The 19,411-nt window shown below is 67.2% G+C and carries 16 protein-coding genes and 1 pseudogene; 7 read left to right on the top strand and 10 right to left on the bottom strand.

Features of this window, described 5'->3' with window-relative positions; translation table 11 throughout:
• Positions 1-52 precede the first annotated feature (52 nt).
• The 3 genes from IFT82_RS00210 to IFT82_RS00200 are packed head-to-tail and all read right to left on the bottom strand — an operon-like array spanning position 53 to position 4,459.
• Positions 53-2,164: an acetate--CoA ligase family protein gene (locus tag IFT82_RS00210; protein WP_192123212.1), complete on the bottom strand. Its 2,112-nt coding sequence runs from the start codon at positions 2,162-2,164 to the stop codon at positions 53-55.
• 8 nt (positions 2,165-2,172) lie between these two features.
• Positions 2,173-3,018: a p-hydroxycinnamoyl CoA hydratase/lyase gene (locus IFT82_RS00205; protein WP_192123210.1), complete on the bottom strand. Its 846-nt coding sequence runs from the start codon at positions 3,016-3,018 to the stop codon at positions 2,173-2,175.
• A 43-nt stretch (positions 3,019-3,061) separates the two neighbouring features.
• Positions 3,062-4,459 carry an aldehyde dehydrogenase gene (locus tag IFT82_RS00200; protein WP_199860276.1) on the bottom strand — a complete coding sequence of 466 codons (1,398 nt, stop codon included), beginning with the start codon at positions 4,457-4,459 and terminating at the stop codon, positions 3,062-3,064.
• Between the two features lie 134 nt (positions 4,460-4,593).
• Here IFT82_RS00200 and IFT82_RS00195 point away from each other — a divergent pair, with 134 nt between their 5' ends.
• The 6 genes and pseudogenes from IFT82_RS00195 to IFT82_RS20670 all read left to right on the top strand — a co-directional run.
• Positions 4,594-5,025, top strand: coding sequence for a MarR family winged helix-turn-helix transcriptional regulator (locus IFT82_RS00195; protein ID WP_192123206.1), 432 nt, complete (start codon positions 4,594-4,596; stop codon positions 5,023-5,025).
• Positions 5,026-5,269: 244 nt separating this feature from the next.
• The gene (locus tag IFT82_RS00190) at positions 5,270-5,746 is read left to right on the top strand and encodes a MarR family transcriptional regulator (RefSeq protein ID WP_192123204.1); all 477 of its coding nucleotides are present in this window, start codon (positions 5,270-5,272) and stop codon (positions 5,744-5,746) included.
• Between the two features lie 48 nt (positions 5,747-5,794).
• Positions 5,795-7,882 (top strand): TonB-dependent receptor, encoded by a 2,088-nt coding sequence (locus tag IFT82_RS00185; RefSeq protein ID WP_192123202.1) that lies wholly within the window; start codon positions 5,795-5,797, stop codon positions 7,880-7,882.
• A 48-nt stretch (positions 7,883-7,930) separates the two neighbouring features.
• On the top strand, positions 7,931-8,074 hold the full coding sequence (locus IFT82_RS00180; RefSeq protein ID WP_192123200.1) for a hypothetical protein: 144 nt from the start codon (positions 7,931-7,933) through the stop codon (positions 8,072-8,074).
• Positions 8,075-8,327: 253 nt separating this feature from the next.
• Positions 8,328-9,629 carry a YceI family protein gene (locus IFT82_RS00175; protein ID WP_192123199.1) on the top strand — a complete coding sequence of 434 codons (1,302 nt, stop codon included), beginning with the start codon at positions 8,328-8,330 and terminating at the stop codon, positions 9,627-9,629.
• Between the two features lie 235 nt (positions 9,630-9,864).
• Positions 9,865-10,066: pseudogene (locus IFT82_RS20670) on the top strand (transposase); the annotation flags it as partial.
• 17 nt (positions 10,067-10,083) lie between these two features.
• Here the strand turns inward: IFT82_RS20670 and ligA are convergent.
• From ligA to IFT82_RS00160, 3 genes are read right to left on the bottom strand one after another with little or no spacing between them, the layout of a single operon-like run.
• Entirely contained in the window at positions 10,084-12,264 is a 2,181-nt protein-coding gene (ligA, locus tag IFT82_RS00170; protein WP_192124211.1) for an NAD-dependent DNA ligase LigA, read from the bottom strand.
• Between the two features lie 38 nt (positions 12,265-12,302).
• Positions 12,303-13,961, bottom strand: a complete 1,659-nt coding sequence (gene recN, locus IFT82_RS00165) for a DNA repair protein RecN (protein ID WP_192123197.1) — start codon at positions 13,959-13,961, stop codon at positions 12,303-12,305.
• 58 nt (positions 13,962-14,019) lie between these two features.
• On the bottom strand, positions 14,020-15,021 hold the full coding sequence (locus tag IFT82_RS00160; RefSeq protein ID WP_192123195.1) for an outer membrane protein assembly factor BamD: 1,002 nt from the start codon (positions 15,019-15,021) through the stop codon (positions 14,020-14,022).
• 119 nt (positions 15,022-15,140) lie between these two features.
• Between IFT82_RS00160 and IFT82_RS00155 the strand changes: the two genes are divergently transcribed.
• Complete coding sequence (locus IFT82_RS00155; protein ID WP_192123193.1) at positions 15,141-15,965, top strand: class I mannose-6-phosphate isomerase; 825 nt, start codon at positions 15,141-15,143, stop codon at positions 15,963-15,965.
• Between the two features lie 71 nt (positions 15,966-16,036).
• On the opposite strand, the gene IFT82_RS00150 is transcribed toward IFT82_RS00155, so the two are convergent.
• The 4 genes from IFT82_RS00150 to yajC are packed head-to-tail and all read right to left on the bottom strand — an operon-like array spanning position 16,037 to position 19,372.
• Complete coding sequence (locus IFT82_RS00150; RefSeq protein WP_192123191.1) at positions 16,037-16,411, bottom strand: Mth938-like domain-containing protein; 375 nt, start codon at positions 16,409-16,411, stop codon at positions 16,037-16,039.
• A 21-nt stretch (positions 16,412-16,432) separates the two neighbouring features.
• Complete coding sequence (gene secF, locus IFT82_RS00145) at positions 16,433-17,419, bottom strand: protein translocase subunit SecF (protein ID WP_192123189.1); 987 nt, start codon at positions 17,417-17,419, stop codon at positions 16,433-16,435.
• A 13-nt stretch (positions 17,420-17,432) separates the two neighbouring features.
• Positions 17,433-19,034 carry a protein translocase subunit SecD gene (gene secD, locus IFT82_RS00140; protein WP_192123188.1) on the bottom strand — a complete coding sequence of 534 codons (1,602 nt, stop codon included), beginning with the start codon at positions 19,032-19,034 and terminating at the stop codon, positions 17,433-17,435.
• On the bottom strand, positions 19,034-19,372 hold the full coding sequence (yajC, locus tag IFT82_RS00135; RefSeq protein ID WP_192123186.1) for a preprotein translocase subunit YajC: 339 nt from the start codon (positions 19,370-19,372) through the stop codon (positions 19,034-19,036). The genes secD and yajC overlap by 1 nt, the downstream gene beginning before the upstream one ends.
• Positions 19,373-19,411: the final 39 nt, after the last annotated feature.

Here is a 19,411-nt window from a genome sequence, read left to right as displayed (position 1 = left end):
GAGCGCCGGTTTCATTGTTCGGATCGTCGTGTTCGCGGTCGCGCCCGTGCTGCTAGCCGCCCGTATCGACCAGCATCAACGCATCGAGCGCGACCGCGCCCTTGCCGACGGGGTAGACCAGCACCGGATTGAGATCGATTTCGCGGATCGCGGGTTCGGCGGCGAGCAGGCGGCCGACCGCGATCACGATGTCGGCGACCGCATCGACATCCAGCGCCGGCGAACCACGGAACCCGTCGAACAGCGCCGCGCTTTTCAGCTGGCGCAGTTCCGCGACGATCGCCGCGCGGGTCAGATCGTGGGGCACGAGGCGGACGTCGTGGAGCAGTTCGGCCATCACCCCGCCGAAGCCGAGCAGGATCACCGGTCCCCATTCCGGGTCGTTGCGCGCGCCGACGATCAGTTCGGTGCCGCGCTCGCCCATCTTCTCCACCAGCACGCCGTCGAGGATCAGGCCGGGCCGGTGATGCGCGATGTTGGCGGCCAGCCGGTCCCATCCGGCGGCCAGCGCGGCCGGATCGGCCAGCCCGACGATCACGCCGCCGGCATCGCTCTTGTGCGACAGGTCGGTCGACTGCGCTTTCAGCACGACGGGCCAGCCCATCGCCTCGGCCGCGGCCAGCGCCTCGGCCGCCGTGGTGGCAAGCGTCGCCTGCGGAAAGGGGATGCCGAGCGGGCCGAGCAGCGCCTTGGCGCGATATTCGGGCACGACCCCGCCTGCGTCGGCCAGCGCAGGGAGGGGCGTGGGTGCGCCGTCGGCCGTCGCGAAATCGCGCGCCGCATGGTCGGACAGCCGCTTGACCGCGCGATAGACGCGTTCCGTGGTCGGGAAATAGGGCACGCCCAGCGCGCGCAGCTCGTCGATATAGGCGGCCGGCACCTCCGCCCCTTCGTCCAGCCCGACGACGATTACCGGCTTGGCGGGTGTCATGTCGCGGATCGCGGCGGCGATGGTCGGGAACTTGATCCGGCTGGTGCCGGGATCGGTCTGGATCAGCGGCACGATGATGGTGCCGAAGCGGTCGTCGTCGACCAGCGCCGCGATGGTGCGGCGATACAGGTCGGGATCGACCAGACCCTGCGCGGTGACGTCCAGCGGGTTGGACACCGGGACGAAATCGGGAATCGTCGCGCGCAGCGCCGGGCTGTCGGCATCGTGGATCGCGGGCAGCGACAGGCCGATCTGCTCGCAAAAGTCGAGCGTCAGCGCCTTGAACGCACCGGATTCGACGATCACCGCGGTTCCGCCCTGCGGCAGCGTGGCGCAGCGCAGCGCGATCTCGGCGATGTCGGCCAGTTCCTCCAGCGTTTCGGCGAAGATGACGCCCGCGCGCTGCACGAGTGTGCGCATGACCGCATAGTCGCCGGCCATCGCGCCGGTATGGGTGGCGGCGGATTCGCGCGCGGCGCTGCTCTGGCCCGGATGGAGCAGGACGATATGCTTGCCGGCGGCGCGGGCGCGCCGGGCGGCGTCGAGGAAGCGGGCGGGCTTGCGGAACTGTTCGACGATCATCGCGATCACGCGGGTGTCGTCATGGTCGATCAGGTAATCGACATAATCCTCCACCCCGCTCGCCGCCTCGTTCCCCGTCGACACGGAGAAGGAGAGCGGCAGCGCGCGGCTGATGAGCGACACGCCCAGCACCGCGGCCATCGCGCCCGATTGCGACACGATGCCGATCCGCTTGCCGCCGTCGATCTTCACCGGCGGCAATTCGACGAAGGTCAGCGGGATGCCGTCGACGAAATTGACGAGGCCGAGGCAGTTCGGCCCCTCGATCACCATGCCCGCCGCATCGGCGATGCGCGCCAGTTCCTGCTGTTCCGCCATCCCCTCCGCGCCGCCTTCGGCGAACCCGGCGGAGAAGATGATCGCCGCGCCGACGCCGCGCGCCGCCAGCGCGCGGACGGTGTCCAGCACGGCGACGCGCGGGATCGCCAGCACGGCGGCATCGACGCCGTCGGGCAGGTCGGCGATGCTGTTGATGCAGGCACGCCCGCCGATCATGTCCCGCTTCGGGTTGATGAGGTGGATGTCACCCGCATAACCCTGTCGCTCCAGATTGGTGAGCACCGATGCACCGAGCGCGCCGGGCTTGTCGGATGCGCCGACGATCGCGATCGAACGCGGGCGGAGCAGTCGGTCGAGAGACGCGATCGTCATGGCGCGGGTCAGCCCTTCTGCTTGGAGAGGTCGTACGCGCCCAGGCCGGGCTTGTAGGTCTTGTCGTCGATGAACTGCTTGATGCCTTCCTTGCGGCCGTCATTGTCGTAGCTGTTGGCGGCTTCCTGCGCGCGGATCAGATAATCCTCGGCATTGTCATAGGTCATCTCGCGGACGCGGCGGATCGCGTCCTTGGTCGCCTTCAGCGCGACGGGGTTCTTCTTCTTCAGGACATCGGCCACCTCGGCGACGCGCGCCTTCAGCTTGTCCAGCGGCAGCGCCTCGTTGACGAAGCCCCATTCGACGGCGGTTCGGCCGTCAATATTCTCGCCCATCATCGCATGGTACATGGCGTTGCGGAACGACGTCATTTCGGTCGCGATCTTGGCCGCGCCGCCGCCGGGCAGGATGCCCCAGTTGATCTCCGATAGGCCGAACTGCGCGTCCTCCGCCGCGAAGGCGAGATCGCAGGCGAACAGCGGGCCATAGGCGCCGCCGAAGCACCAGCCATTGACCATCGCGATCGTCGGCTTCTGATACCAGCGCAGCCGCCGCCACCAGCCATAGCTTTCCCGCTGCGCGCCGCGCGTGCCCTGAAGCCCCTGCGCCTCGGTCTCGCGGAAATATTCCTTCAGGTCCATGCCGGCGGACCAGGCGGTGCCTTCACCGGTCAGCACCAGCACGCCGACGTCGCTGCGGAACTCCAGATCGTCCAGCACGCGCATCATCTGGCGGTTGAGGCGCGGCGACATGCAGTTGCGCTTGTCGGCGCGGTTGAAGCTGACCCAGGCGACGCCGTCCTCGACGGTGCAGGCGACGGTGGCGAGTTCGACGGGATCGATGTCGGTGGTCATGAATGGAACTCCTGAAGGTGGTGAATGCGGTGACTGGACGGGTTCAGATTGGGAAGTGGCCGGGTTCGGTCTCTATCGTGATCCAGCGCAGCTCGGTGAAGCTGTCGATGCCGGCCTTGCCGCCGAAGCGGCCGTAACCGGACCCCTTCACCCCGCCGAAGGGCATCTGCGCCTCGTCGTGCACGGTGGGGCCGTTGATGTGGCAGATGCCGGATCTGATCTGGCGGGCGACGCGCAGGCCGCGCGCGGTGTCGCGGGTGAACACTGCGGCGGACAGGCCATATTCGGTGTCGTTGGCCAGCGTGATCGCCGCCGCCTCGTCCGCCGCGCGGACGATGGCGACGACGGGGCCGAAGCTTTCCTCGCGGAACAGCTTCATCGCCGGCGTCACCCGGTCGATCACGTGCGCGGGCATCAGCACGCCGTCCGCCGCGCCGCCGTTCAACTGTTCCGCCCCTGCGGACAGGGCATCCTGCACAAGTCCCGCGACATGGGCGACGGTCTTGCGATCGACCACCGCGCCCAGCGGCGTCTTGCCCGCGCGCGGATCGCCGACCGCCATCGTCGCCACCTTGGCGCTGAACTTCGCGGCGAAGGCGTCGGCGACCGCGTCGACCACGATGATCCGTTCGGTCGACATGCAGATCTGGCCCTGGTTCATGAACGCGCCGAACGCCGCCGCCTTCACCGCCTCGTCCAGATCGGCATCGTCCAGCACGATCAGTGGTGCCTTGCCACCCAGTTCGAGCAGCGCGGGCTTCAGATGCTCGGCGCAGCGTTTGGCGATTACCCGGCCGACCGCGGTCGATCCGGTGAAGTTCACCCGCCGCACCGCCGGATGGTCGATCAGTGCGCCGACCACGTCGCCGGCATCGGCCGGCGCGTTGGTGATGAGGTTGACGATGCCGTCGCCCAGCCCCGCTGCCACGAACGCCTCGACGATCAGGCCGTGTGTGCGCGGGCATTGCTCCGACGCCTTGAGGATTACGGTGTTGCCGCAGGCCAGCGGCACCGCGATCGCGCGGACGCCGAGGATGATCGGCGCGTTCCACGGCGCGATGCCCAGCACGACGCCAGCGGGTTCGCGCAGCGCCATCGCGATGCAGCCGGGCTTGTCGGAGGGGATGACCTCGCCGCCGATTTGGGTGGTCAGGGCGGCGGCCTCGCGCACCATGCCGACCGCCAGCATCAGGTTGAACCGGGCCCAGCCCTCGGTCGCGCCGATCTCTCCCATCATCGCGTCGACGAAATCATCGGCCTTCGCCGCCAGCGCGTCGGCGGCCTTCGACAGCATCGCGCGGCGGGCGTTCGGGCCGAGCGCGGACCAGCCGGGCAGGGCGGCGGCGGCGGCATCGCCGGCGGCGGTGGCATCCGCCATCGTCGCGGCGGCAGCGGTGGTGGCGACCGCGCCGGTGACGGGATCGCGCCGATCGAACGTCATCTCCGACGAGGCGGCGCGCGCATTGCCTCCGATGTTCAGATCGATGTGCGGCATCATCCGTTCCCCTCCTGATTATGTTATGATGAATAACAATCGAATTTGCCATCGGCAAGCCCGGATCGTACGATGCCGGCATGATCCATTCGGCAGACCGCATTCTCGAAAATCCGTTCGACAGCCATCTTGGCTATCTGTTGCGGCGTGCATCCAATGCGATCATCGGCGAGCTGGCGCAGCGTCTGGATGCGATCGGACTGAAGGTGTCGGAGGCCTCGATTCTGCTGTTGATCGAGCACAATCCACGAATCACCCAGAGCGACCTCGGGCGGATGCTAGGGATCAAGCGCGCGAACATGGTGCCGCTTGCCGCCGGATTGGAATCGCGCGGTCTGGTGACGCGCCAACCGGTAAACGGGCGATCGCACGGGCTGACCCTTACCGAAACGGGCAAGGCGACCTGCACGAATGCGCGCGGGATCATGGCCGAACAGGAACGATTCATCCTTGAACGACTCGGTGGAGACGATCGGGCGGCACGATCGGTGCTGACCCGACTCTGGTCCTGACGCGGACTGATCCGGTTCGGGCCACCATCGTGGCGGGGTGGCCGGAGTCGAAAATTATTCTCACCGGGATAGTGCGGGCCTAGCATACCGTAAATTCGATGATGTTTCCGCGTCATCCGATCGAAGGTGGAGATGGCGGAGGCTGTGGACCCACCCTTTGCATCAATCGATATGACATTTTGCACTTGACGAACTGTATGTCAGGGATACTGTATCGCTAGCAAACAATGAAAAAGGAGAGGCTGTGCCGGACTTCGGCCCATTGTCCGAGCATCTCGGCTATCTGCTTCATCGTACCGAGGTGAAGCTGATCGCGCGGGTGGCGGCGGAACTCAGCGAAGTCGGCGTGACGCCGTCGCGGGCGACGGCGGTGATCTACGTCGCGCTGCATGAAGGCTGCGACCAGATGGCGCTCGGCGGGGCACTCGGCATCAATCGCGCCAGCACCATGAAGGCCGTCAACGAACTCGTCGCACTCGGCGCGGTGGAGCGTCGTCCCGGCCGCGACCGCCGCAGCCATGCCTTGTACCTGACGCCACACGGTGCCGAACTGCGCACCGCGATCGAAGCAATCACGGCACGTGCCGACGCGACCAATTTCAGCGTGCTGAGCGATGACGAACAGGTCGCTCTCCGCGCCATGCTTCAGAAACTACACGATTTCGAGCCGCGAAAGCGCAGCGCGACCGGAAAAGCTCACAAGAGCGGGCGCACACCCTGACACGTTCGGCGTGCGCCGGATCATAACGAAAAACGGGGAGGATCAATCATGCAGGCCAAGGCCTTTCTACTCGCGTCCGTGACACTCGGCGCGATGCTGTCGACGCACCCGGCGTCGGCGCAGGCGATACCAGCGGCGCCGACCGATCCGGTCGCGACGACGCCCGCCGCGCAGTCGGCGACGGGGACGGGGACGGGGACGGCGCAGGAACCCGACGTCGCCCCGGCGGAGGACAGCCTGGCCGACATCATCGTGACGGCGCAGCGGCGGTCGGAGAATCTTCAGACGGTGCCGATCGCGGCCACCGCGCTGTCGCCCACCGCACTGGCGGAAAAGGCGGTCACGCGCCTGTCCGACCTCCAGTTCGCGTCGCCGTCGCTATCGGTGGTTGATGCGGGCCTGACCCAGTCGGTCAATATCCGCGGCATCGGGCTGGCAAGTCCGTCGCCCGCCGTGTCCAACGGTGTCGCCACGTATCTGGACGGGCTGTTCCAGCCGCCGATCGCGGGAACGACGGCGTTCTACGACATCGCCGGGGTGGAAGTGCTGCGCGGGCCGCAGGGGACGCTGGTCGGATCGAACTCGACCGGTGGCGCGATCTTCATCAACTCGCAAAGCCCGAAGCTGACCGAAGTCGGCGGCTATGTTCAGGGCGCATACGGCAATTACGACACGACCAACCTGCAGGGCGCGCTCAACCTGCCGATCACCAGCACGCTGGCGGTGCGGATCGCCGGCAATTTCCAGCGCAACGACAGCTTCTATGACGATATCGGGCCGCTCGATAACGATCCGGGGCGGTTGAACGAGAAGTCGGGCCGCGTTGGCGTGTTGTGGAAGCCGGGCAGTTTCGAGGCGCTGTACAAGCTGGGGCTGACCGACCGCAACACCGGCGGCTATGCCTATCGCCCGATCCTCGGCACGCAGTTCGCGGCGTTGCGCACGAACGATATCCGCACGCTCAGCTACAATGCGCCGACGCGCAACCACGAACGGACGCTGATCAACGGCCTCGACCTGCGCTATGTCCTCGACAACGGCATCACGCTCCGGTCACTGAGCGGGTATCAGAACCGCCGGGTCAATAATCTCTACGACATGGATGGCACCGCGACGGCGTCGTTCACGCAGAACCAGTCCGTCCGCGAACGGGTGACGACCGAGGAGATCAACATCATCTCGCCTACCGATGGCCCGTTCGACTGGATTCTCGGCGGCTATTATCAGTATAACAAGGTCGACCTGTTCAACACCAGCACGGGCAATCCCGCGCCGACGCGGACGATCGCCGCGACCAAGAAGACGACCCTCGGCATCTTCGCGCAGGGCAATTACCACCTGACCGATGCGCTGGAGATCCAGACCGGCGTTCGTTACTCGCACTATAAGACGTCGAGCGAGGGGGGAATCTTCCGCGGCGCCTATGTCGGGGCGGGGACCGGCAATCCGGCCTTCACGACGGTCAACGCCCGCATCGTCAACCTCGGCGGATCGGCGAGCGACGGCCGCGTCACCGGCAAGGTCGCGATCAACTATCAGCTGAACGCCGACCATTTCCTGTATGTGTTCGCGGCGCGCGGGTACAAGCCGGGCGGGTTCAATTCGGCGACCTCGATCTTCAAGCCCGAAACGGTGTGGGATTACGAGGCGGGGCTGAAATCGACGCTGGCCGACGGGCATATCCGCACCCAGATCGGCGGCTTCTGGAACGAGTATGACGGCTTCCAGTTCTCGATCACCGATGTGAACACCGGCACGGCCGGCGTCACCAACCTGCCCAGCGCCCGTATCCGCGGGCTGGAGGCGCAGGTGCAGGTGAAGTTTGGCGGTTTCTCCGGTGATTTCGGCGGGGCGTTCGTTGACTCCCGGCTCGGCAGCATCACGCTGGTCAACACCCGCCGCCTGCCGCCCGGCACACTGGGGCCGCAATGCGCCACCGGGGTCGCGTCCAGCCCGCCGACCTGCTTCAACTACAGCCCGTTCCTGCAGACCAACTCGGGTGGACAGAACCTGCTGTCGCCGAAATGGACCTACAATGCAGGCGTGCAGTACAGCATCAAGGCTGGCGGCAATGCGACACTGACACCGCGCCTGAACTACGCCTATGTCGGGTCGCAATTCACCACGTTGTTCTAAAATCCGGTCACGGACCGGCTGAGCGGTCGCGGGTTGCTGTCAGCGTTGTTGACCTATCGTTCCGGCGATTACCAGATCGAGGCGTACGGGACCAATCTGGGCGACAAGGACTATGTCTCGGGCCAGACCGGCAACAACGAGTTCTACGGTGCGCCGCGCCAATATGGCGTGCGGGCCAGCGTCAACTTCTGATCGGGCGGCTCCGGGGCAAGCGCCCGGCAGGCGGCGGGGGCCCTGCGACCGATCAGATCGCCTTCTTCGCCGCGCCGATCGCGTCGACGGAACCGGGCAAGGCATCTGACAGCGTCGGCGCGATGGCGGGTAGGGGAACGAACCGGCCGGGGAGGGCGCAGCTGCTTTGCGCCTGTCCCGGGGCCGCATACTATCAGGCTGGCGATACCGAGCGGGCAAGCTCGGTCGCCTGTCATTGACGGGAGCAAGCGGGATGGATCACGTTCGCGGCGCGCCGCGCTATGCCGGCGGTGCGATCGTCTTGCACTGGCTGACGGCGGCGGCCTTCGCTTTCCAGGTCGGGCTGGGCTGGCGGATGGGGGTGTCCCGCGGTCCGGACACGTTCTCCGCATTCCAGCTCCACAAGTCGATCGGCATCACGATCCTGTTGCTGACGATCGCCCGCATCGGCTGGCGGCTGGCTTATACGCCGCCGCCATCGGCGGCGCTGCGGCCCATCGAACGGCACTTGGCCAAGGCGATCCACAGGGGCTTCTACGGATTGTTGCTCGCCTTGCCCCTGTCGGGCTGGCTCATCGTGTCTTCGGGCAAGGTCGCCGTGCCGACATTGCTCTACACCATCGTGCCGTGGCCGCACGTGCCGGGGATATCCGGTCTTTCGTCCGCCGTTCGCAACGCGATCAATGCCGCGGCCTCCGCCGCCCATGTCGTGATGGTATGGATCGCATTGCTGGCGATCGCGCTGCATGTGGCGGGTGCGCTGAAGCACCAGTTCGCGGATCGCACGACCGATCTCGCGCGGATGGTGCCGGTGTCGCCCCGGCTGCTCGGTTCGGCGGCGATCGCGATCGTCGTGGCGTTCGCCGGGTTAATGCTCTGGGGGAGGGGTGGATATCCCGCGGAGGCGCCGCATGACGTGACCGCGCCGTCGCCTGCCGTCCCCACACCCACGCCGCCGCCAGGGGCGCTGGCATCGGCGGCAGTGCCGCGACCGCTTCCCTCCGAAACGCCGGTGAAGCAGGCGACTATGCCGGGCATCGCGAAACCGGCAGACTGGGCGGTGCGGATGAAGGCGTCGTCCATCCGTTTCCGCACCTCATGGTCGCAGGCACCGGTAGAGGGCGGCTTCGACGCATGGCACGCCAAAATCCGCTTCGATCCCGATGCGCTCGCGACATCCTCGGCGGCGATCACCGTCTACATGGCCTCGGTGACCGCCAGTGTCAGCAGTCAGCAGGCCGCGCTGCCCGGCGACGACTGGTTCGCGGCGGCGACGCACCCGACCGCCGTCTGGCGCGCCACCCGGTTCCGCCATCTGGGCGGCGACCGGTACAAGGCCGATGGCACGCTGACGCTGCGTGGGGTCAGCAGACCATTGCCCCTTGGCTTCACCCTGACCATCGCGGGCGATGTCGCGAAGATGACGGGGGCGGTGACGATCGACCGGACCGTCTTTGGCGTCGGTCAGGGCGAATGGTCCGCCACCACCGATATCCCGGCGGCCGTCGCCGTGCGTATCGCGATCACCGCTGACCGGGTGGCCGGTACGCCATGAAGGCGCATGACCGACGTATAGGAACAGCCCGCGCGCGTCGATGGTGGCGCTAGAGCGGGATGACAGGAGGTTGATCCGGATGTTCGTCATGGCGAGCGCAGCGAAACAATCCAGGGCGTCCTGGTCCGGCACTGGATTGCTTCGCTGCGCTCGCCATGACGAATCGATCTGATGTCATCTAACTCCAGCAGATGCCGAATCCCCGTGATCTGACAGACGAGGAATGGTCGGCGGTATCGCCGTCGACACTGGTGGTCGGCTGCTGATAATGCACCGCACCACCGCCGATATCTCCGACAGCGCCGGCGCGCGTGGTCATCGCTGCCCTGCGCAAGCGATGGCCGTGGATCGGCCGTCTGTTCGCCGATGGCGCGTATGACCGCCGGCAGATGCCCGACAAGGTCGCCATGGCCAACTCACTCATCCGACGTAACGGACGTTCAGAAAGACCATATCAAGTCCGCGGTTCATCAGCCTCGCTTTGGGCCTCAGTCGGCATGTCCGAGGCACCCGCCGCCGCGACGATCGCCGCCCATTCGGCCTCGTCGATCATGCGGATGCCGAGATCGGCGGCCTTCTTCGCCTTCGATCCCGCGCCGGGGCCGGCAACGACGAGGTCGGTCTTTTTCGAGACGGAGCCGGAAACGTGCGCGCCCAGCGTTTCCGCCTGTGCCTTCGCCTCGTCGCGGCTCATGGTTTCCAGCGTGCCGGTGAAGACGACGGTCTGGCCGGCGATGGCGGAGGCGCGGGTTTCGTGGACGACGTCCTGCGGGTCGACCTGCCGCAGCAGATCGGCGACGACGGCGCGGTTATGCGGCTCCGCGAAGAAGCCGAGCAGCGCGTCGGCGACCTCCGGGCCGATACCGGCGGTGTCGATCGCCGCCACCAGCGCGCGGCCCCGGCGCAGCACGAACTTGCGTTCCGGCTCGCCGATCGCGGGCACGGTGGCGCGGCGGACGCGCAGGGCGGCATGGATCATCGCCGCGAACCGCCTGGCGGACACATAGCGCCGGGCAAGATCGCGCGCGGTGATCTGGCCGACATGCCGGATGCCGAGCGAAAAGAGGAAGCGATCCAACGCGATGGTGCGGCGTTCGTCGATCGCGGCGAGCAGCTTGTCGACCACCAGCTCGCTCATCCGTTCGCGCGCGATCAGCGCATCGCGGTGCGCGTGCAAGCGGAAGATATCGGCGGGGGAGGCGATCAGGCCGTCGCGGAAGAACTCCTCCACCCGGACCAGCCCGAGGCCGACGATATCGAACGCGTAGCGCGAAACGAAATGGATCAGCCGCTCGACCCGCTGTGCCGGACAGACGAGACCGCCGGTACAGCGGACGACCACCTCGCCCTCGCCCCGTTCCGCGAGGCTGCCGCATTCGGGACAGGTATCGGGGAAGACGAAGGCGGGGCGGTCGGCGTCGCGGGTCAGGTTCTCGACGATCTGCGGGATCACGTCGCCCGCGCGTTGCAGGACGACACGGTCGCCGATGCGGACGCCCAGCCGTTCGATCTCGTCGGCATTGTGCAGCGTGGCGTTGGTGACGACGACGCCGCCGACCGTCACCGGTTCCAGCCGCGCGACCGGCGTGAGGGCGCCGGTGCGACCGACCTGGATGTCGATCGCGTTGAGGGTGGTCTGTGCGCGCTCGGCCGGGAATTTGTGCGCGATCGCCCAGCGCGGGGTGCGGCCGACGATGCCGAGCCGTGCCTGCCAGTCGAGGCGGTCGAGCTTGTAGACGACACCGTCGATGTCGAAGGGCAGGTCGGCGCGTTCCCGCTCGATATCGCGGTACACGGCGAGGGCGCCGGCGGCATCATCGACGCGCGTGAAGGCGGCGGCGATCGGGAAACCCCAGCGGCGGAGATGATCGACCAGATGTTCCTGCGTGTCGGCGGGCACCTCGCTCGCCTCGCCCCAGCCATGCGCCAGGAAGCGCAGGGGCCGACCGGCGGTGACGGCGGCGTCCTTCTGACGGAGCGAGCCGGCGGCGGCGTTGCGCGGATTGGCGAACTGGCGCGGTTCCTTGCCGGCGGCGGTCGCCTCGGCGAGGAGGCGGGCGTTGAGCGCGGTGAAATCCGCCTTGGCCATGTACACCTCGCCGCGCACCTCGAAGATCGCGGGCGCGCCGGTGATCCGGTCGGGAATGTCGGCGATGGTGCGGACGTTGCCGGTCACATCCTCGCCCGTGGTGCCGTCGCCGCGGGTCAGCGCCTGCACCAGCCGGCCATCCTCGTATCGAAGCGAACAGGACAGGCCGTCGATCTTGGGTTCGGCGGTGAGGGCGACGGGTTCGTCGTCCGACAGTTTCAGGAAACGGCGGACGCGGGCGACGAATTCGATGATATCCTCGTCCGCAAAGCCATTGTCGAGGCTGGTCATGGGTCGCGCGTGGCGGACCTTGGCCAGGTGCCCGGCGGGGGCGGCCCCGACCTGCGTGTTGGGCGAATCGGGGCGGATCAGGTGGGGGAATGCCGCCTCGATCGCGGTGTTGCGGCGGACGAGCGCGTCATAGTCCGCGTCGCTGATCTCGGGCGCGTCCTCATTATGGTAGAGGCGGTTGTGGCGGGCGATCTCGGCGGCCAGCGTTTCCAGTTCGGCGGCGGCGGCAAGATCGGATTCGGGCAGCGGGTCCATGATCGCGGGGGTATCGGCGGTGGCGGAAGGCCGCAAGGTCAGGCGGTTTCCAGCAGTCGGTCGGCCTGTGCCCGCGCCTCGTCCGTCACGGTGGCGCCGGACAGCATCCGGGCGATCTCCTCCCGCCGTTCCGCCTCGCCCAACTGGCGGACGCCGGTGCGGGTGACGGTGCCGTCCGACGACTTGGCGATCAGCAGGTGCGCCGCGCCACGCGCCGCGACCTGCGGACTGTGGGTGACGACCAGCAACTGCGTGGCGCGGGCGAGGCGGGCGAGGCGTTCACCGATCGCGGAGGCGACCGCGCCGCCGACGCCACGATCGATCTCGTCGAACACCATCGTCGCGGCCCCGCCCTGATCGGCCAGCGCGACCTTCAGCGCGAGAATGAAGCGCGACAATTCGCCGCCGCTGGCGATCTTGGTCAACGGAGCGAAAGGCGCACCGGGATTGGTCGAAATCTCGAACTCGACCCGATCCTTGCCGGCACCGGACCAGCCCTCCGGCGATTGCGTGGCGACGACGGTGCGGAAGCGGGCGGCGTCCAGCTTCAACGGCGCCAGTTCGCCCGCGACGGCGGCATCGAGCCCCGTCGCGGCGGCGACGCGCCGGGCGCTGAGCGCGGTGGCGGCCTTGTCATAGGCGGCACGGGTGGTGGCGACGGTCTTTTCCAGCTTGGCGATACCGCCTTCGCCGGCGTCGAGTCGTTCGAGCCGCGCGGTCAGTTCGGCGGCGAGGGTGGCGAGGCCATCGGGCTGGACCCGGTGCTTGCGCGCCATCGCCCGCAGTTCGAACAGGCGGGCCTCGTCATCCTCCAGCGTGCGCGGATCATAGGCGAGCGCGAGGCGCGCTTCGTGCAGCCGTTCCTCCGCCACGCCGCTTTCGGCCACCGCGCGGTCGATCGCGGCGAGCGCATCGGCGAGCGCGGGATGATCCTCCGCGACGCGTTCGAGGACCCGGGCGGCCTGACGCAACTGGGCGAGGCCGCCATCGGAGCCGTCGAGGAAATCACCGATCGCGGCGAGATCGCCCGCGATCTTCTCGGCGCGCTGCATGGTGCGGCGCTGATCGGCGAGGGTTTCCTCCTCGCCGGGCTGAGGGTTCAGCTTGTCGAGTTCGGCGACAGTGTGTTCGAGCCATTCGCGGTCGCGCGCGGCAGTCTCGATTTCCGCCCGGGCGGTGGCCAGATCGGCCTCGGCGGTGCGATAGGCGATCCATGCGCGCGCGACCTCCGACGGATCGCAGCGGCCGAACGCATCGAGCAGCGCCCGGTGGCCCCGCGCGGCGAGCAGGCCGCGATCATCGTGCTGCCCGTGGATCTCCACGAGTCGCGGTGCGATCTCGCGCAGCAGCGTGGCGGAGGCGGGCTGGTTGTTGATGAAGGCGCGGCTGCCGCCATCCGCCTTCACCACGCGGCGGACGAGCAGGGGTTCGCCGGGCTCGACCTCGACCCCGTTGCCGTCGAGCAGCGCCGCCAGCGACGCATCGGGGGGATCGAAACTGGCGGTCACCACCGCCTGGCCGGCGCCGTGGCGAACCAGCCCGCTATCGCCGCGCCCGCCCAGCGCCAGCCCGAGCGCATCGAGCAGGATCGACTTGCCGGCACCGGTCTCGCCGGTCAGCACGCCGAGACCGGCACCGAAATCGAGGTCCAGCGCCTCGATCAGCACCACGTCGCGAATGGAAAGCGCGGTCAGCATCGGCGGTGATGTACGCCGGTTCGCGATGGATTTGAACCGCTTTTGTTCCAGGTCCGCCTTATTGGGGTGTGGGCTGGCCAGGCAGGGTGGCGGCACCCGCGCCGGGGCCGACCGGGGCGGCCCCGCCGGGACCGGTCACCGGCGCGGTCGATGGCTGCACGGTGCCCGGCACCGCATCCGGCTGCGCATTGCGGGTGGCATCGGTGCTGAGGCCGGGAAGCGAGTTGGGTTTGGTGCCCGGTGCGACGATCGGCGTGCCGGGGGCGACCAGCGCCGCCTGCTGTACCGGATGGTCCTTCATCAGCTTGTAGGCGTGTTCGTACCAGTCGCTGCCGGGATAGTTCGCACCGAGTACCGCCGCGGCCTTCTCCGCCTCAGCCGGAACGCCCAGGGCCAGATACGTCTCGGTCAGGCGCATCAGCGCCTCGGGCGCATGGGTGGTGGTCTGGTATCGGTCGACCACGCTGCGGAACCGCATGCTGGCGGCAAGCCACTGGCTGCGCGCTTCGTAGAAGCGGCCGATCTCCATCTCCTTGCCCGCGAGATGGTCGTTGACCAGATCGATCTTGAGCCGCGCGTCCGATGCATAGCGCGTGTTGGGGTAACGGCGGGTCAGTTCGCCCAGCGCGTCGAGCGCCTGACGCGTGATCCGCTGATCGCGCGTCACGTCCTGGATCTGCTCGTAATAGCCAAGCGAAATCAGGTAATAGGCATAGGGCGCATCGCGGTTGCCGGGATGGACCGAGATGAACCGCTGCGCCGACTGGATCGACGCGGTATAATCCTTGGCCAGATAATAGCTGAACGCGCTCATCAACTGTGCCCGGCGTGCCCAGATCGAATAGGGGTGTTGACGCTCCACCTCGTCGAACAGGACCGCGGCCTCCTTGTACCGGCTCTGGTCGAGCCGGCGCTTGGCGGTGGAATAGAGCGTGCCGACATCGCGGGCGATATAGGGCGTGTCGCCCTTGGCCGCCTGGTTGCGGGCGCAGCCGGCGACCGGAAGGGCGACGGCGGCAAGAAGCGCAAGGGCAAGCGCGCGGGACTGGGGGATACGCATCGGCAACCGCCTTAGCGCAGCGGACAGCGCCCGAACAATAGGCTAGACGATGCCGAAGCGGAGCGGGCGGCGCCCCCGCGCGTTCCGCAATGATCTTATGTCAGATTTCGAGGGATTCCATGCCGGCAACGCTGCTCCACACCCACCGCGTCGAGAAACCCTGGGGCCGGCGCGACCTGTATCCCGGCTTCGACGATGTCGAGGGCGGCGGTGAGCCCGTGGGCGAGGTGTGGTTTCAGGCACCGGGCGATACCGCGCCCGCCCTGTTGATCAAATATCTGTTCACGGGCGAGAAACTGTCGGTGCAGGTCCATCCCGACGACGATGAGGCGCACAAGCGCGGCCTGCCGCGCGGCAAGGACGAATGCTGGACGATCCTGTCGGCGACCCCCGATTCGACAATCGCGCTGGGGCCGAAACAGGCGATCGGGGCGAACGAACTGCGCGACTCCGCGCTTGACGGATCGATCGAGGAGAAGCTGGACTGGGTGCCGGTGAAGGCGGGCGATTTCTATTACGCGCCATCGGGCACGATCCACGCGATCGGTGCGGGCCTGACCCTGATCGAGGTGCAGCAGAATTCGGAGACGACCTATCGCCTCTACGATTACGGCCGGCCGCGCGAACTGCATCTGGATGACGGCGTCGCGGTGGCGCATCTTGATCCCTATCGGCCGATCGTGTCACCGGGGCTGGCAGGCGACTATCGCACCGTGCTGGTCGAGGGGCCGAAATTCGTGCTCGAACGCTGGACCGGCGGCACGCATCCGGTGGCGCTGCCCGAAGGGCTGACGGCATGGATCGTCCCGATCAAGGGCAGCGGCGAGGTGGCCGGCGTCGCCTTCAAGGCGGGCGAATGCGTGACGGTGACCGGATCGGAGACGATCACGGCCAGCGAGGATGCGGATTATCTGTTCGCCTATCCGGGCACGGTCCGCCTCTGATCGTGACAGGGGTGGGGGCTGTCTCCTCCACCCCTTTCCGCGATAAAGGTTCGGCCGGCGACCGGCGAGGATCAGGCGTCGAGCGGGTAGAGCGCCGCCGCGATCGGGCGGCCTTCCTCGCGGAGCATACCCCAGGCCCGGGCGGCGGCACGACTGTCCATCGCCTCCAGCCCGATACCGCGCGCGTCGAGCGCGCGGACCAGCGACAGCGGCGGGCGGACCAGCCCGGCGCCGGTACCCAGCACGATGAATTCCGGCTTCGGGTCCAGCGCGGGTTCCAGCGCCGCGATCGTCAGTTCGGCCAGCGGTGGCGGCATCCAGTCGCTGGCGCGATCGATCGTCAGCAGCAGCGACGGCGCGACCGTCACGTCGTCGAGGCGATAGCCCGCGGTGGTGAAGCCACGGATCGCCGGCCCGTTCACGGGCTGACCGCGTTCCATCCTCATCGTACCATCCTCACGCTGGCCTCAACGTTCCCGTGGGACGATCCGCTCCGCGTCCGGGACGCGGCGATTGTCGAGCGTGCCGGGCTTTTCGCGATTGGGTTCGGCGCGAAGGCCGAGCGTGATGAGCAGCGACGACGAGACGTAGATCGACGAATAGGTGCCGACCACGATGCCCAGGATCATCGCCGCGGTGAAGCCGCGCAGCACATGCCCGCCGAGCAACAGGAGCGCGCCCAGCGCCAGCAGGATGGTGAGCGAGGTCATGACGGTACGCGGCAGCGTTTCGTTGACCGACAGGTTGATGATCTCGCGCATCTCCATCTTGCGATAGCGGCGCATGTTCTCACGAATGCGATCGTCGATCACGATCTTGTCGTTGATCGAATAGCCGATGATCGTCAGCACCGCCGCGACGGTGTTGAGATCGACTTCGAAATAATTCCGCATCAGCGCGAAGAATCCGAGCGTCATCAGCAGATCGTGAACGATCGCCACCACGGTCGAGACGCCGAACTGCCATTCGAAGCGGAAGATGGCGAACAGTGCGATGCCGAGGATGGCGAAGAACACGGCCATCCCGCCCTTCCATCTCAGTTCATCCGATACCTTGCTGCCCACGGTGGAATAACGACTGAAAGTCGCACCGGGGAATTCGCGCGCCAGTGCCGCTTCGACCTTGCGAACGACGGCGTTGGTGGCGCCTTCATCAGCGCTGTTCTGGACCGGCAGGCGGATTGTGACGGTGCGCTGGTCGCTCGACTGCTGGAGCGCAGCCTGGCCGACGCCCTGCGCATCCACCACTTCCCGCACCCGGTCGAGCGAGGGCGGGGTGGGGAAGCGTTCCTCGATCGACAGACCGCCGACGAAGTCGACGCCCATGTTCAGACCGCGCAGACCGACCAGCGAGACGGCGATGATCGACAGCGCCAGCGTCAGCCCGAAGGCCCATTTGCGCCAGGCGACGAAATCGATGTTGGTGTCGTCGGGGACGAGCTTGAGAAGTTTCATGGGGCCGCTCGCCTTAGATGTTGATCGTCTTGGGCTTGGTGCGGCGAATCCACAGCGCCACCAGCATCCGGGTGAAGGTGACGGCGGTGAACACCGACGTGGCGATGCCGATCAGCAGCACGACCGCGAAGCCCTTCACCGGGCCTGACCCCAGCACCAACATGATGACGCCCGAGATCGCGTGCGTCACGTTCGCCTCGAAGATGGTGCGGCTGGCTTCCTTGTAACCCAACTCCACCGCCTGCACGACGCTGCGTCCGCGATGCCGTTCCTCGCGGATGCGTTCGTTGATGAGGACGTTGGCGTCCACTGCGGTGCCGATCGTCAGCACGAAGCCGGCGATGCCGGGCAGGGTGAGGGTGCCATTGAGCAACGCCAAGACGCCGACGATGACGAACACGTTGATGACGACCGCGAGGTTCGCATAGAAACCGAACCGGCCATAGGTGACGAGCATAAACGCCACCACCAGTGCCACTGCGACGGCGGAGGCGAGGACGCCGGCGCGGATCGAATCCTGCCCCAATTCGGGGCCGACGGTCGATTCCTCGATCACCCTGAGGTTGATGTCCAGCTTGCCGGATCGCAGTGCGATGGCGAGCTGGTTGGCCGATTCAACGGTGAAGTTGCCCGAGATCGAGGCGCGACCACCGAGGATCGGTTCGTTGATGTTGGGAGCCGAGATCACCTGATTGTCGACGATGATGGCGAACGGCTTGCCGGTATTTTCCTGCGTCACGCGCGCGAAGCGACGACCGCCGGCCCCGTCGAAGGTGATCGCCACCTGCGGTAGATTGTCCTGCGGGTCGAAGGTCTGCGACGCGTCGATCAACTGGTCGCCGGAGATGATGACCGAACGCTTCACCGCGATCACCGGCGGGCCGGCGGGGTTGCCCGGATAGGGCAGGATCTGGCTGCCGACGGGTGCCTGCTTCTTTGCCAACTGCTCCGGCGTCGCGGTCAGGTCAACCAGCTTGAATTCAAGCCGCGCGGTCTTGCCGAGCAGGTCCTTCAATGCCTGTGGATTTTGCAGGCCCGGGACCTGCACGACGATGCGGTCCGTCCCCTGACGGATGATCGTCGGCTCCCGCGTGCCCAGTTCGTCGATACGACGGCGTACGACCTCGGTCGCGTCGCCCATGGCGGTATCGATCGCCTGACGCAGGCCTGCCTCGGTCGGGCGCACGACAAAGCGGCTGCTGTCGACGACCTGAATGTCCCATTCACGCTGGCCGGTCATGCCCGCGCCACCGCCGGTGATGGTCAACAGGCGTTCGCGCGCGGCGTCGACCTGCGAGGGGTCGCGCAGCATGAACGATAATTGACTGTCGCGCGTGGAGATATCACCGATCGCGATGCGCGGCTTGGCGCGGCGCATCTCGGCGGTCACCTGGTCACGCATCGCCTCCAGCCGCGAATTGGCGAGATCGGCGGTGTCCGCCTCCAGCAACAGATAGCTGCCGCCCGCCAGATCGAGGCCGAAATTGATGTGGGGGACGCGGGAACCCAGGCCGGCGGTTACCCGCTCCGGCAGGAAACTCGGGATCGCCAGCGCGACCAGCACCGCCAGCGTGGCGATGATCGACCACACCTTCCAGCGCGGAAAATCCAGCATCAGTCGTTCGCCGGCTTCGCGGTGGAGCTCGTGATCTCGGCCAGCGTCGACTTGACGACCTTGACGCGGGTGTTGGCGGCGATCTCGACCTCGACGAAGATGTCCTCGACCTTGGTCACCTTGCCGACGAGGCCGCCGGCGGTGACGACGCCGTCACCCTTGCGCACCGCGGCCACCGACTGCTGCAACAGCTTGATCCGGCGCTGCTGCGGGCGGATCATCAGGAAATAGAACACGACGAAGACGAGCAGCAGCGGCGCCAGGCTGAGAAACGAGGCGATCCCACCGTTCGCGGCGGCGCCGCCGGTCGTCTGGGCGTAGGCAGAGGGAATGAACATCGGACCCGTTTATGGCTGATCGGCGAAGGCACAGGCCCC

Origin of the sequence: Sphingomonas sp. CFBP 8760 (assembly GCF_014841615.1) — a bacterium.
In the GTDB taxonomy this organism is placed as follows: domain Bacteria; phylum Pseudomonadota; class Alphaproteobacteria; order Sphingomonadales; family Sphingomonadaceae; genus Sphingomonas.
The sequence above is the reverse complement of the archived record's forward strand: the minus strand, read 5'-3'. Positions and strand labels throughout refer to the sequence as shown.

Excerpts from the sequence above, each read along its gene's own strand:
- IFT82_RS00210 (WP_192123212.1), bottom strand. The coding sequence starts at position 2,164 with ATGACGATCGCGTCTCTCGACCGACTGCTCCGCCCGCGTTCGATCGCG.
- IFT82_RS00205 (WP_192123210.1), bottom strand. The coding sequence starts at position 3,018 with ATGACCACCGACATCGATCCCGTCGAACTCGCCACCGTCGCCTGCACC.
- IFT82_RS00200 (WP_199860276.1), bottom strand. The coding sequence starts at position 4,459 with ATGACGTTCGATCGGCGCGATCCCGTCACCGGCGCGGTCGCCACCACC.
- IFT82_RS00195 (WP_192123206.1), top strand. The coding sequence starts at position 4,594 with ATGATCCATTCGGCAGACCGCATTCTCGAAAATCCGTTCGACAGCCAT.
- IFT82_RS00185 (WP_192123202.1), top strand. The coding sequence starts at position 5,795 with ATGCAGGCCAAGGCCTTTCTACTCGCGTCCGTGACACTCGGCGCGATG.
- IFT82_RS00175 (WP_192123199.1), top strand. The coding sequence starts at position 8,328 with ATGGATCACGTTCGCGGCGCGCCGCGCTATGCCGGCGGTGCGATCGTC.
- ligA (WP_192124211.1), bottom strand. The coding sequence starts at position 12,264 with ATGGACCCGCTGCCCGAATCCGATCTTGCCGCCGCCGCCGAACTGGAA.
- recN (WP_192123197.1), bottom strand. The coding sequence starts at position 13,961 with ATGCTGACCGCGCTTTCCATTCGCGACGTGGTGCTGATCGAGGCGCTG.
- IFT82_RS00160 (WP_192123195.1), bottom strand. The coding sequence starts at position 15,021 with ATGCGTATCCCCCAGTCCCGCGCGCTTGCCCTTGCGCTTCTTGCCGCC.
- IFT82_RS00155 (WP_192123193.1), top strand. The coding sequence starts at position 15,141 with ATGCCGGCAACGCTGCTCCACACCCACCGCGTCGAGAAACCCTGGGGC.
- IFT82_RS00150 (WP_192123191.1), bottom strand. The coding sequence starts at position 16,411 with ATGAGGATGGAACGCGGTCAGCCCGTGAACGGGCCGGCGATCCGTGGC.
- secF (WP_192123189.1), bottom strand. The coding sequence starts at position 17,419 with ATGAAACTTCTCAAGCTCGTCCCCGACGACACCAACATCGATTTCGTC.
- secD (WP_192123188.1), bottom strand. The coding sequence starts at position 19,034 with ATGCTGGATTTTCCGCGCTGGAAGGTGTGGTCGATCATCGCCACGCTG.
- yajC (WP_192123186.1), bottom strand. The coding sequence starts at position 19,372 with ATGTTCATTCCCTCTGCCTACGCCCAGACGACCGGCGGCGCCGCCGCG.